We start from the raw sequence: 12289 nt of genomic DNA on the forward strand, positions 1-12289 counted from the left end.
CAGCACCCGTCATGGTGTCGCGAGCCATACCAGGGCGCCGCTGACGTCGGTGACGCTTGGAACGTCGGGTTTCGGTGGCCGAGCCACCATGATCACCCGCACCCCGAGATCCCGCGCGGCGGCGATCTTGCCGTAGGTCGCAGGGCCGCCGGAGTTCTTGCTCACCAGAATTTCGATGTTCTGGTCGCGCAGGAAGGCCGCCTCGTCGGCCTCCGCGAAGGGCCCGCGCGCGGCGATCGTCGTGAGGTGCGGGACGTCCAGGCTGACGGATTCGACGGCACGCACCACGTAGGTGTGACGCGGCGCACCCGCGAATGCGCCAATCTCCTGTCGTCCCACCGTGAGGAAGACACGGCGCGGCACCGGTCCGAGGGCCGTCGCGGCAGCCTCCATCGTGGCGACCTCTTCCCAGCGATCCCCCTGCACCGGATCCCAGGCCGGACGGCGGATGGCCAGAAGCGGGGTACCGGTGCGGGTACAGGCCTCGGCCGCGTTGGCGCCCATGCGGGCGGCGAACGGATGGGTCGCGTCGATCACGTGGGTGATGCGGTTGGCCGCAATCCAGGCCGCGAGTCCCTCCGCCCCGCCGAAGCCGCCGACCCGCATCGGCACCGGCTCGGCTTTCGGCGCGGAGGTGCGGCCGGCGAGCGACAGGGTGGCCTCGACGCCCGGCGGCAGAATCCGTACCAGGGCGCTGGCTTCGCCGGTACCGCCGAGAATGAGGAGACGCTTGAGCATGGGACGCCTTCTCCATGAGTGCTGAACCCGTGTCGAGCCGGGCGTGGCTCACCCTGGTGGGCATCGGCGAGGATGGCCGCGCCGGCCTGAGCCCCGCCGCCGCCGCCGCCCTCGACGGAGCCGAATGCGTCTATGGCGGACGCCGGCACTTCGATCTCGCCGGGCCGCTCGCCGCAGAGGCGCGGATCTGGCCGAGTCCCATCACGGATGCCTATCCGGGTATCCTGGCGCGGCGCGGCCGACCGACCTGCATCCTCGCTACAGGCGACCCGTTCCATTACGGCATCGGCGCGGAGATCGCCCGCTTGGTACAGGCGGACGAGATGCGGGTGTTCCCCCAGCCCTCCGCGTTCAGCCTCGCCTGCGCCCGCTTGGGTTGGGCGGTGGCCGAGACCGGCTGCCTCACCCTGCACGGGCGGGCACTACCCAATCTCCTGCCCCACCTCCAGCCCGGCACCCACCTTCTCGTTCTGAGCTGGGACGGCTCGACCCCGGCCGCGGTGGCGGCCCTGTTGACGGAGCGGGGGTTCGGCGCCTCGACCCTCACGGTGCTCGAAGCCATGGGCGGCCCGCGCGAGCGCCGCCGCAGCGCACCGGCCGAAGCCTTCGCCCTCCACGACATCGATCCCCTCAACACCCTGGCGATCGCGGTGGCGGCGGGTCCCGACGCCCGGGTGGTGCCCCTGGCGCCCGGCCTCGACGACGCGTGGTTCGAGAATGACGGACAGCTCACCAAGTCCGACATCCGCGCCGTGACCCTGGCGGCCCTGCGGCCCCGCGCGGGCCAGTGCCTGTGGGACATCGGCGCGGGGGCGGGCTCCATCTCCATCGAGTGGATGCTGCGCCGGCCGGGCCTGCGGGCCGTCGCCGTCGAGGCGAATCCGGCCCGCGCCGCCCGCATCCGGCGCAACGCCGATCTCCTCGGCGTCCCGGGCCTCGTGGTGGTGGAAGGCGCGGCACCCACCGCCCTCGTGGGGCTGGAGCGCCCCGACGCGGTCTTCATCGGCGGCGGCGTCACGGCCGCGGGCCTCCTCGACCGGGTGATGGACGCCCTCGCCCCTGGCGGACGCCTCGTCTCCAACGTCGTCACCCTGGAGGGCGAGGCGGTCCTGCTCGCCGCCTTCGCGCGGCAGGGCGGCAGCCTCAAACGTCTCGTCGTGGCCAAGGCCGACCCGGTGGGCCACCTCCACGGCTGGCGCCACGCGATGCCGGTGACGCAATGGGCGTGGACGAAGCCGTGACCGACCGGCTGGTCGCGGGCCTCGGCTTTCGCCATGCGACGTCCGCGGACGAGATCCTCACGCTTCTCCGGCGGGCTCTGGCAAACCAGAGCGCCCCCCTCGGGTGCCTCGCCACCCCGGCCGACCGGGCGGATGCACCCGCCATTCGGGCCGTCGCCGGGGCCCTCGGAGTTCCCCTGGTCGCCGTCGCGGCGGACGCCATGATCGCCGTGGACGCCCGGGTCCTCACCCGGTCCGCCCGCATCGCGGCGACGCGCGGGGTCGGCTCCGTGGCGGAAGCCGCCGCCCTTGCGGTGGCGGGCGCCGCCGCGACCCTCATCCTGCCCCGCATCGCGAGTGCCGGGGCGACATGCGCCCTTGCGCTGGCCCGCGAATCCGTCACTCAGGCACCATGACCGTCCATTTCATCGGCGCCGGCCCGGGTGCCGCCGACCTCATCACCGTGCGCGGCCGCGATCTCATCGCCCGCTGCCCCGTCTGCCTCCATGCCGGGTCCCTGGTGGCACCCGAGATCCTGGGCTGGTGCCCGCCGGGCGCGCGCATCGTCGACACCGCGCCCCTCGACCTCGACGCCATCGTGGCCGAATGCGCCGCCGCCCACGCGGCCGGGCACGACGTCGCCCGCCTGCATTCGGGCGACCTCTCGATCTGGAGCGCGCTGGCCGAACAGACCCGGCGCCTGACCCAGGCCGGCATTCCCTACACGGTGACGCCGGGGGTGCCGTCCTTCGCCGCCGCGGCGGCCCTGCTCGGGCGCGAACTCACCGTGCCGGGGCTGGCCCAATCCGTCGTCCTGACCCGCACGTCGGGCCGGGCCAGCGCCATGCCGGAGCGCGAGACCCTCGCGGCCTTCGCGGCGACGGGCGCGACCCTGGCCCTCCATCTCTCGATCCACGTCATCGATCGGGTGGTCGCCGAACTGACGCCGTTCTACGGGCCGGACTGTCCCACCGCGGTGGTGTTCCGCGCCACCTGGCCCGACGAGCGGGTTCTGACCGGAACCCTGGCGACCATCGCGGCCGCCGTCGCGGAGGCGGGCTTCGAACGCACGGCCCTCATCCTCGTCGGCCCGGCCCTCGACCCGGCCGAGTTCCGCGAGAGCGCCCTCTATTCGACGGCGTACGACCGGCGCTTCCGGCCGCAGGCGGGAACGCGAGCGGCCGGCACGGCGGCGGGAGAAACCGCATGAGCGTGCCCGGCCTCCTCGTCGCCGCGCCCCGGTCGAGTTCCGGCAAGACCACCGTGACCCTCGCGCTGATGCGGGCGCTCAGCCGGCGCGGCCTCGCCGTGCGCGGCGCCAAATGCGGCCCCGATTACATCGATCCGGCGTTCCACGCCGCCGCCACGGGCTTTCCGAGCTTCAACCTCGACAGTTTCGCCATGCCCGAGCCCATGCTCGACGCCGTGGCGGGCCTCGCCGGCACGGGCGCCGACCTCGTGGTCGCCGAGGGCTCCATGGGGCTGTTCGACGGGATCGTCGCCGGCGCCGGCCGCACGGGGGCCAATGCCGACATCGCCGCCCGCTACGGCTGGCCCGTGCTCCTCGTCCTCGACGTATCGGGGGCCGCGCAATCGGCGGCGGCCGTGGCTTTGGGCTGCTCGCTGTACGATCCGCGCATCCGCATCGCGGGGGTGATCCTCAACAAGGTCGCGAGCCCCCGTCACCGTCGCCTCGTCGAGGCGGGGCTGGCGCGGGTCGGCCTGCCGGTCCTCGGCGCCCTCATGCGCGACGCGACCCTGACCCTGCCCGAGCGCCATCTCGGCCTCGTCCAGGCCCGCGAGACCAACGATCTGGAGGTCCGCCTCGACCGGCTGGCGGATCTGGCGGAAGCCGGTCTCGACCTCGACGCGATCCTGGCCGCCGCGGGCGGCGCCGCGCCGCCGCCCCGCGCGGGCGCCCTGCCGAACCCGCCGGGCCAGCGCATCGCCGTGGCGTCGGACGCGGCGTTCTCGTTCCTGTATCCGCACATGGCGGCGGGCTGGCATGCGCAGGGGGCCGAGCTCGTCCCGTTCTCGCCGCTCGCCGACGAGGCGCCTCCGACCTCCTGCGATGCGGCGTGGCTTCCGGGCGGCTATCCAGAGCTTCACGCCGGCCAGCTCGCGGGCGCGTTAACCTTCCTCGGCGGTCTGCGCGACTTCGCTGTGCAAAAGCCGATCCACGGCGAGTGCGGCGGCTACATGGTGTTGGGGGAGAGCCTGGAGGATGCCGACGGGGTCACCCACCCCATGGCCGGCCTGCTCCCGGTCGCGACGTCCTACCGGACGCGCAAGTTGCACCTCGGCTACCGCGTCGCGACCCTCATCGCCGACGGTCCCCTCGGGGCCGCGGGCACGCGCCTCGTCGGCCACGAATTCCATTATGCGAGCGAGCGCACGCTGGCCCCCGAGGCGGAAGCGGCCCTGGCCAGCGTCACCGATGCGGAAGGTGTGGCCCGCGGCCTCGCCGGGCATCGACACGGGCGCGTGACGGGCAGCTTCTTCCACCTGATCGGATAGCCCGCCGAAACCGGGCCGTCCGATCCAGGGCTCAAGCCTGTTCGACGACGGCGTCCGGCTCCGGAGCCTGCTTGCCCATCTTCGAGATCGTCCGAACGATGGAGAGAGCATCCTTGCGGAGTTGGTCGTTCTCGATCAGCGCGTAGGCACGCAGCAGTTCGATGGCGCCCTGGGCACTCAGGAAGCCGAAGACGTCCGACTGGGTGCCGCCGGCATCGTCATCCTCAAAGAACGCCGAGACCGGGACTTCGAGGAGTCGGGCGATCTCGCGCAGGCGCCCGGCACCGACGCGGTTCTGGCCCTTCTCGTACTTCTGAACTTGCTGGAACGTCACGCCGACGGCGGTGCCGAGCGCGGTTTGACTCAAGCCGCGCGCCTTGCGGAGGGCGGTGATCCGCAACCCGACGAGGCGATCAACATCGGTGGTCTGCTTGGGCATCATATCTCGATTCAGTCCTTAGGTTAGATGGACGCTGCCGCCTGGACCAACGACGGAAACTGATCGAAAGGAAGAGTGACGCACTGTGTCGTACGACCCTCGATTGAGTTCGAGCGTCCGATCCATGATAACGTGCGCTTTAGTGGATCGACGGAGAAGCTCAGCGCACCGTCCCCGCTTCGCGCTTACAGTCATTTTACTCGATTTCGGCCGAAACCCCATCGCGGCGGTAGCTTGACCACAAAGCCGGCCCGAAAGGCAAGCGTTCCCTTGGGACGAAGGGCGCCTTCATGGCCGGCTCGGCAAGATGATGGACGTCATGGCGTGGTACTTCCGGTTGTCGCATCGGCCGGGCTAGGATGTCGGTCAACCCGAACCTCATCGGGAAACGCGGAACCTTATCATGTATATCGCTATGAATCGCTTCAAAGTCGTCAAGGACTCCACCGATGATTTCGAGCAGGTTTGGCTCGGGCGGGACAGCCAATTGGGCGAGATGCCGGGCTTCGTGGAATTCCATCTGCTCCGCGGTCCCGAGCACGAGGACCACGTGCTGTACGCATCACACACGGTCTGGGCCTCGAAATCCGATTTCGAATCGTGGACGCGCTCGGAGCAGTTCCGCAAAGCGCATGGCCGGGTGCCCACGACGAAGCCGCTCTACCTCGGTCATCCGCAATTCGAAGGCTTCGAGACGATTCAGACCTTGGGCGGCGCGTCGAACACCCCGGCCTGACATCCCCCCGAGGGTTCTTCGACGGGACCGGCGCCGGAGTGCCGGTCCCGTTCGGACAGGATACGGCTCACCGGGCCAGCCGCGGCAGGAAGACCGCCGCGAGGCCGATGAGCGGCAAGTAGGCGCAGAGCGCATAGACCGCGGTGATGCCGGCGTGATCGGCCACCTCGCCCAGAACCGCGGCGCCGAGCCCGCCCATGCCGAATGCGAAGCCGAAGAACAATCCACCGACCAGACCGATCCGGCCGGGCAGGAGCTCCTGCGCGTAGACGAGGATCGCCGGCATCGCCGAGGCCAGGATCATCCCGATGGGCACCGTCAGCACCACCGTCCAGACGAGATCGGCGTGCGGCAGGGCCACGGTGAAGGGCAGGACACCCAGGATCGACCCCCAGATCACGGGCTTGCGTCCGAAGCGGTCGCCGATGGGACCGCCCAGGATGGTGCCCGCCGCCACCGCGCCGAGGAACACGAACAGGTAGATCTGCGACTGGGCCACGGAAACGCCGAAGCGCTGGATCAGGTAGAAAGTGTAGTAGGACGAGAAGCTCGCCAGATAAAAATATTTCGAGAAAATCAGCGTCAACAGGATTGCGATGGTGAGACCGACCCGCCGGCGCGACAGGACCCTTGCAGCGGGGGCACCGGCGCGGGTGGCGGGACGCGGGACTGCGCGAAGCCGTCCGGCGTACCATTGTCCCACGAGGGCGAGCACGCAGATCCCCGCGAGCGCGACGAGGGAGAACCAGGCGACGCTCCCCTGCCCGTGCGGCACCACCACGAAGGCCGCCAGCAGGGGTCCGAGTGCCGTGCCGGCATTGCCGCCGACCTGGAACACCGACTGGGCGAGGCCGTAGCGTCCGCCCGAAGCGAGGCGGGCGACGCGGGTCGCCTCGGGATGGAACACCGCCGAGCCGAAGCCCACGAGGCCGGCCGCCAGGAGAAGCAGTCCGTACGCCCACGCCACCGACAGCAGGAGGAGGCCGACGAGGGACGAACCCATGCCGAACGCCAGGGAAAACGGCAGCGGCCTGCGGTCCGTGTAGATGCCGACCACCGGTTGCAGCACCGACGCGGTTACCTGGAACACGAAGGTGATGAGGCCGATCTGTCCGAAATCGAGCCGGAACTGGGTCTTCAGGAGCGGATAGATCGCCGGCAGGAGGGATTGCACGAGATCGTTGAGGAGGTGCGACAGGCTGAGCGCCCCGAGAACCGCGAAGGCCGGACCGGGCACGCCCGCGCCCGCGGCACGGTCTCGCACGGCCGGCGCCTGCGGCGGGTCGCCGATGGCTGGTTCGATGGCTCCTGTCATGGGCGATTCCCGACGCATTCCTGGCCGCGGCATACGGGCGGCCGCCGCCCCGATGAGCGCCATCGGTGTCGCGATCATGACCGTGCCGGAAGCCGCCGATGCGAAGGGCCGGGCGAGGCTCGGAGAACGCCGTGCCGTCGCGCCCATCACCCGTTTCGTCTCGGTAAAGCCGACCCCGGATTGAACCGAACCGACGACGATGGTCCATGCTCAGCCCGCGAACACGCCTCTAGAGTCCCGAACTGTGGAAGACCAGGGCCGGCGGCAATCACGCCGAGACTTGTCCGTGGATAAGTTTTCGTTCGATTGCGGGACAAAGGCAGGATGGTTAATCACGAGCAGGCGGCCGCATCATGTCTCTTGCGGCGGGCGGGAAGGTCCGGAGATTGCGCAGCGATCCCACGAAACCTCGATCGCTCCGGTCACCGGCGCGATTTGGGACACTTTCCGCCTCACGACGGGACATGGCACTCCAGATGTTTCAGGAACCGATCCAGAAGATCTACCAGACCGCGCCGCAGGCGGTGCCGATGACGACCGATGCGCGTCGCGATGTCTGGGCGGCACTTCTGCCCCGGCGCAGGCGTGCCGCCTTCCGCCTCGGCATCTCCACGGCCGTGGCGATGGCCGACCTTCTGACCATCGTCGGCACCGCCTACGCGGTGGATGTCGCGTACTCGTTCGGGGTGCTGGGCGAGTTCCCGCCGAGCGGCGTGAGCGGCGGATCGCAGATCGCCGGCCTCGTGGCGATGATCGTGCTCCTCACCAACCTGACGCGGGAGGAGTACAGCATCGAGACCGCCCTCTCCCACGGTCCGCACCTGCGACGCGCGGCGACCCTGTGGGTTTCGGCCTGGGCCGTGGTGCTGATCCTCGGCTTCGTGACGAAGACCACGAACGACTTCTCGCGCATCGTCTCCCTGGGCTTCTTCCTCGCCGGACTTCCGACGATGCTCGCCGTGCGCTTCGGCATGACCGCCCTGGTGCGCCGGGCGATCACCCCGGTCTCGGCTTCCGTCAACCGCATCCATCTCGTCGGGTTCGAGGAGGACATCGCCCGGTTCTATGCCCACAACGATACGGACGCATTGGGTCTTCGGGTCATCGGAACGAGCTACCTGCGGCGGATCGAGGCCGGGGACGACGCCCTCGCCCGTGAGACGCGGATCGCCGAGGACCTCGACCTCGCCGTCTCCGTGGTGCGCTTCCTGCGCCCGGACGACGTGTTCATCCTGGTCCCGTGGTCCGACGCCAGCGACATCGAGCGCTGCATCGACGCGTTCCTGCGCGTTCCCGCGGCCCTTCACCTGCGCCCGGGCTCGGTGATGGACCGCTTCCCCGACCTGAAGCCCGGCCGCGTCGGGCGCCTTTCGGGGCTGAGCATCGGGCGACGCCCCCTCCAGGCCGGCGAAATCCTGCTGAAGCGGACCGTCGACCTCACCCTGGCGACAACCGCCCTGGTGATGTTGGCTCCGCTGTTCGCCGCCGTGGCGGTCCTGATCAAGCTCGACAGCCCGGGCCCGGTGTTCTTCCGCCAGCGGCGCTACGGCTTCAACCAGCAGCCGTTCGGCGTCTACAAGTTCCGCAGCATGAAGACGGAGGGCGATTCGGTCTTCCGTCAGGCCTCGCGCAACGACGCGCGCATCACCCGCATCGGTGCGGTGCTGCGCCGCTCCAACATCGACGAGCTGCCCCAGCTCATCAACGTCCTGCGCGGCGAGATGGCGTTGGTCGGTCCCCGCCCCCATGCTCTCGCCCACGACCGCAGCTTCGAGCGCCGGATCGCCCACTACGCTCGCCGTCACAACGTGATGCCGGGCATCACCGGCTGGGCACAGGTGAACGGCCTGCGGGGCGAGACCCTGACCGACCTCGACATGGAGCGACGCGTCGCTCACGACCTGTACTACATCGACAATTGGTCGATCTGGCTCGATCTCAGGATCATGGTCCAGACGGTGGTCTCGCCGCGCGCCTACAACAACGCGTTCTGAAGACAGGAGCGTCCGGTGCCGGCCTCGATCAGCCCGCGGCGGGCTTGCCGAGGCAGGCGCCGCACTCGCCCTCGACCTCGAGGATGCGGCTCGACGGCTTGAAGCCCACCTTGGCCAAGGTGCGGCCGAGCTGATCCTCGATCTCGGGCGAGGTGGTCTCGTCGATGGAGCCGCAGTTTCGGCAGATCAGGAAGACGAGGCCGGCGCCATCCGTGTGCGTATGCCCGCACGAAACGAAGGCGTTGCGGCTGGCGATGCGGTGGACGAGGCCGTTCTCCGTGAGAAAATCGAGGGCCCGGTAGACAGACACGGCCGCCACGCGCTTGCCCGATCCGCTCAGGCGCTCGGCGATGTCGTAGGCGCCGAGCGGACGCGCCTGCGACGCCACCACAGCGAGGACGTCCCGGCGCAGGCGGGTGAACTGGAGGTCGCGCGCCCGGCACATGGCCTCTGCCCGCGCCAGGGCTTCGCCGGGGCCGTTATGGCGGCAACAGCCTGCCTCGGTGTGCGTGCCCGCGTGATCCTGCATGGGCTCCCGATCCCCGTGAGAGTGCCTCACGATACTCCCGATCCCCGCCGGTTCTCGCCCTAGGCCTGGCGGTGCAGCGGGAGTTCTGTGAGAGACACTGAGGCGAGCCGGCGGCTCCGGCCCGTTGAACTCGTGGGATGTTACAGTGTATCAGCGCGCAACGTAAGCCGACGCGCCCGTCCGGTCCGATTGACCCTTCCCGTGACCCGCTCCAATCCCCTGCCCCGCCTCTCGCTGTTCCAGGCGGGGGCGCATCTCCGCTTCGCTCTGGCCGCGGTGCTGGCCGCCCTGCTCTGGGGCGCCGTGCTGTGGGTGTTGGCGTGAGCCCGCCGACGGGCGCCATCGCGCTCCACGGCCTGACCCTCGGCTACGATCGCCACCCGGCCGTGCACCACCTCGACGGCACGATCCAGCCCGGCGCGCTGCTCGCCCTCGTGGGTCCCAACGGGGCCGGCAAATCGACGCTTCTGAAGGGCATCGTCGGCGAAGTCCCGTGTCTCGACGGCCGGATCGACCGCTCGGGTCGCGCCGATGCCATCGCCTACCTGCCGCAATCGGCGGAGATCGACCGGGGCTTTCCCTTGCGCGTCCTCGACCTCGTGGCCATGGGATTGTGGCACCGGATCGGGCCATGGCGCCGGGCTGCGCCCTACCGCGACACCCTGGTGGAGGCGCTGTCCGCCGTCGGCCTCGTCGGCTTCGAGGATCGGCCGATCGGCACCCTGTCGGGCGGCCAGTTCCAGCGCGCCCTGTTCGCCCGCCTCATCGTCCAGGATGCCCGCATCATTCTCCTCGACGAGCCGTTCACCGGCGTCGACGGACGCACGAGCGCGGATCTCCTGCGCCTCATCGGTGCTTGGCACCGCCAGGGCCGGACCATCGTCGCCGCCCTGCACGACCTCACCCAGGTTCGTAGCCACTTCCCCCAGACCCTGCTGCTGGCCCGCGAACCGGTGGCATGGGGCCCGACGGACGCGGTGCTGACCGCGGACAATCTCGCCCGCGCGCAAGCCCTGTCGGAGGCGTGGGACGAGGATGCGGCGATCTGCGGCCGGTCGGCCGGCGGGGTCGCCGACGCCCATCCGCATGCCCACCCCCACACGCATGCCCACCCGCACAGCCACGGACAGGCTCGGGACCACGCCCATCGGGACGCTCCGTGATCGACACCCTGATCGATGGCCTGTTCGGCCCGTTCGTCGAATTCGGCTTCATGCGACGCGCCCTCGTGGGGTGCCTCGCCCTGTCCCTTTCGGCTCCGCCCGTGGGCGTGTTCCTGATGCTGCGGCGCATGAGTTTAATGAGCGACGCCATGAGCCACGCCGTCCTGCCGGGGGCGGCCGTCGGCTTCCTCGTGGCGGGCCTGTCCCTGCCGGCGATGACCCTCGGGGGGCTCGCGGCCGGTCTCGCCGTGGCCCTGCTGGCGGGGGCCGTCACACGCTCCACCATCATCAAGGAGGATGCGAGCCTGGCGGCCTTCTACCTCATCTCCCTCGCCGCCGGCGTGGTGCTGATCTCGCTCCGCGGTTCGCAGATCGACCTGCTGCACATCCTGTTCGGAACGGTGCTGGCCCTCGACGACCCGGCGCTCCTGCTGCTCGGCGGCATCGCGACCATCACCCTGTTCGGCCTCGCGGCGCTCTACCGCCCGCTGGTCATGGAATGCGTCGACCCCCTGTTCCTGCGTACGGTGAGCCGCGCCGGCGGACCGGTGCACTACGCCTTCCTCGGGCTGGTGGTGCTCAATCTCGTGGGTGGTTTCCAGGCGCTCGGGACGCTTCTGGCCGTGGGCCTGATGCTTCTGCCGGCGATCACCGCCCGCTTCTGGGCGACGGACCTCAGCGGGATGATCCCCGTCTCGGTGGTGTGCGCGATGATGGCGAGCGTCGCCGGCTTGACGCTCTCGTACCGGGCCGACCTTCCGACCGGCCCCGCGATCGTGCTGGCCGCCGGCGCCCTCTACGTGGTCTCGCTGCTGATCGGTCCCCGCGGCGGCCTGGTGCACCGCCTCATCCGGCCGCGCCACCTCGAAGGGTAAGCGGCGCGGAACGAAACCCCACGCATCCGGCCCACACACCCGTCGCCTCGGCCGGCGGCTGGACGTCCCTACAGGTTGAACAGGCTCATGATGCCCGACACGAGGGCATAGACGAAGCCCGCATTCAGCAGAACGCCGAGTGCCCCGACGCCGAGGCCGAACATCACGACGACGCCGTCGCGCTCGACCAAGCCGAGACCGACGAGGCAGATCGCGAGCCCGAGGGGAATCTGCCCGACGATGGGGGCGGCGACGATGAGCGCCAGGGACAGGGTGAGCAGGATCAGGCCGACGCCGCGCAGGCCGAGGCCCGTCTCGAACAAGCTCATGCGCGGGCGCGACCACTTCTCGAGGCGCCTGAGCAGGGGGACGGCCCGGCTTGCGGCCCGCTCGACATCCTTGCGGGCGACGGAGCGTCGCAGGAGGACACGCGGAAGCCACGGGGAGGCCATGCCGGCCGTGATCTGGACCGCCACGAGCAGAAGCAGCAATCCGCACACCAAGGGAATCGGCGGCGGCATCGGCAGGCAGTTCGGCAAGCCGAGGATGACGATCAGCAGGGCGAAGGCACGGTCCTGCAACACCGCGACGATGTCGCCGACGGTCAGCCGTTCGCTCTCCTGCTCGGCGAGGACGGTCAGCACTTCGGAAGTTCGGGCACCTGGTGACAAGAAAGCTCGGCCATTGGCGACGGTCCTGTCGCGGGCTGTAACCTAGTCGGACTCCGGCGCCAAGCGGACGGGTGGGGCCGGCACGGGTGCCG

General features: G+C 70.1%; 15 protein-coding genes. 10 read left to right on the forward strand and 5 right to left on the reverse strand.

All coding sequences use genetic code 11. From position 1 onward, the window contains the following. Positions 1-9: 9 nt before the first annotated feature. Positions 10-738, reverse strand: a complete 729-nt coding sequence (locus ASF52_RS08005) for a cobalt-precorrin-6A reductase (protein WP_056170305.1) — start codon at positions 736-738, stop codon at positions 10-12. 14 nt (positions 739-752) lie between these two features. On the opposite strand from ASF52_RS08005, the gene ASF52_RS08010 reads away from it, so the two are divergent. Genes ASF52_RS08010 through ASF52_RS08025 form a run of 4 tightly spaced genes read left to right on the forward strand, consistent with a single transcriptional unit; the run spans position 753 to position 4475 of the window. Continuing rightward, positions 753-1979, forward strand: a complete 1227-nt coding sequence (locus ASF52_RS08010) for a bifunctional cobalt-precorrin-7 (C(5))-methyltransferase/cobalt-precorrin-6B (C(15))-methyltransferase (RefSeq protein ID WP_056170307.1) — start codon at positions 753-755, stop codon at positions 1977-1979. Continuing rightward, positions 1958-2374 carry a cobalamin biosynthesis protein gene (locus tag ASF52_RS08015; protein ID WP_056170311.1) on the forward strand — a complete coding sequence of 139 codons (417 nt, stop codon included), beginning with the start codon at positions 1958-1960 and terminating at the stop codon, positions 2372-2374. The genes ASF52_RS08010 and ASF52_RS08015 overlap by 22 nt, the downstream gene beginning before the upstream one ends. Then, positions 2371-3168 (forward strand): precorrin-4 C(11)-methyltransferase, encoded by a 798-nt coding sequence (gene cobM / locus ASF52_RS08020; protein ID WP_056170314.1) that lies wholly within the window; start codon positions 2371-2373, stop codon positions 3166-3168. The genes ASF52_RS08015 and cobM overlap by 4 nt, the downstream gene beginning before the upstream one ends. Beyond that, complete coding sequence (locus ASF52_RS08025) at positions 3165-4475, forward strand: cobyrinate a,c-diamide synthase (RefSeq protein WP_056170317.1); 1311 nt, start codon at positions 3165-3167, stop codon at positions 4473-4475. Before cobM ends, ASF52_RS08025 begins: the two co-directional genes overlap by 4 nt. 31 nt (positions 4476-4506) lie before the next feature. Here ASF52_RS08025 and ASF52_RS08030 read toward each other — a convergent pair whose 3' ends face one another. After that, entirely contained in the window at positions 4507-4917 is a 411-nt protein-coding gene (locus tag ASF52_RS08030; RefSeq protein WP_056170320.1) for a helix-turn-helix domain-containing protein, read from the reverse strand. A gap of 400 nt (positions 4918-5317) precedes the next feature. On the opposite strand from ASF52_RS08030, the gene ASF52_RS08035 reads away from it, so the two are divergent. Next, entirely contained in the window at positions 5318-5650 is a 333-nt protein-coding gene (locus tag ASF52_RS08035; RefSeq protein ID WP_056170323.1) for an antibiotic biosynthesis monooxygenase family protein, read from the forward strand. 67 nt (positions 5651-5717) lie between these two features. On the opposite strand, the gene ASF52_RS08040 is transcribed toward ASF52_RS08035, so the two are convergent. Continuing rightward, positions 5718-6965, reverse strand: coding sequence for an MFS transporter (locus ASF52_RS08040; RefSeq protein WP_156630002.1), 1248 nt, complete (start codon positions 6963-6965; stop codon positions 5718-5720). 52 nt (positions 6966-7017) lie between these two features. On the opposite strand from ASF52_RS08040, the gene ASF52_RS23450 reads away from it, so the two are divergent. Then, positions 7018-7149, forward strand: a complete 132-nt coding sequence (locus ASF52_RS23450) for a hypothetical protein (RefSeq protein ID WP_274533786.1) — start codon at positions 7018-7020, stop codon at positions 7147-7149. 292 nt (positions 7150-7441) lie between these two features. Then, positions 7442-8959 (forward strand): sugar transferase, encoded by a 1518-nt coding sequence (locus tag ASF52_RS08045; protein ID WP_082515247.1) that lies wholly within the window; start codon positions 7442-7444, stop codon positions 8957-8959. Positions 8960-8987: 28 nt separating this feature from the next. Here ASF52_RS08045 and ASF52_RS08050 read toward each other — a convergent pair whose 3' ends face one another. Beyond that, complete coding sequence (locus ASF52_RS08050; RefSeq protein ID WP_056170326.1) at positions 8988-9488, reverse strand: Fur family transcriptional regulator; 501 nt, start codon at positions 9486-9488, stop codon at positions 8988-8990. Between the two features lie 201 nt (positions 9489-9689). Here ASF52_RS08050 and ASF52_RS23455 point away from each other — a divergent pair, with 201 nt between their 5' ends. The 3 genes from ASF52_RS23455 to ASF52_RS08060 are packed head-to-tail and all read left to right on the forward strand — an operon-like array spanning position 9690 to position 11526. Then, positions 9690-9812, forward strand: coding sequence for a hypothetical protein (locus tag ASF52_RS23455; RefSeq protein ID WP_274533787.1), 123 nt, complete (start codon positions 9690-9692; stop codon positions 9810-9812). Continuing rightward, the gene (locus tag ASF52_RS08055) at positions 9809-10651 is read left to right on the forward strand and encodes a metal ABC transporter ATP-binding protein (RefSeq protein WP_056170330.1); all 843 of its coding nucleotides are present in this window, start codon (positions 9809-9811) and stop codon (positions 10649-10651) included. Before ASF52_RS23455 ends, ASF52_RS08055 begins: the two co-directional genes overlap by 4 nt. Before the next feature lie 50 nt (positions 10652-10701). Continuing rightward, positions 10702-11526, forward strand: coding sequence for a metal ABC transporter permease (locus ASF52_RS08060; RefSeq protein WP_082515248.1), 825 nt, complete (start codon positions 10702-10704; stop codon positions 11524-11526). Between the two features lie 68 nt (positions 11527-11594). On the opposite strand, the gene ASF52_RS08065 is transcribed toward ASF52_RS08060, so the two are convergent. After that, positions 11595-12197 carry an exopolysaccharide biosynthesis protein gene (locus tag ASF52_RS08065; protein ID WP_056170334.1) on the reverse strand — a complete coding sequence of 201 codons (603 nt, stop codon included), beginning with the start codon at positions 12195-12197 and terminating at the stop codon, positions 11595-11597. Positions 12198-12289: the final 92 nt, after the last annotated feature.

Origin of the sequence: Methylobacterium sp. Leaf112 (assembly GCF_001423295.1) — a bacterium.
In the GTDB taxonomy this organism is placed as follows: domain Bacteria; phylum Pseudomonadota; class Alphaproteobacteria; order Rhizobiales; family Beijerinckiaceae; genus Methylobacterium.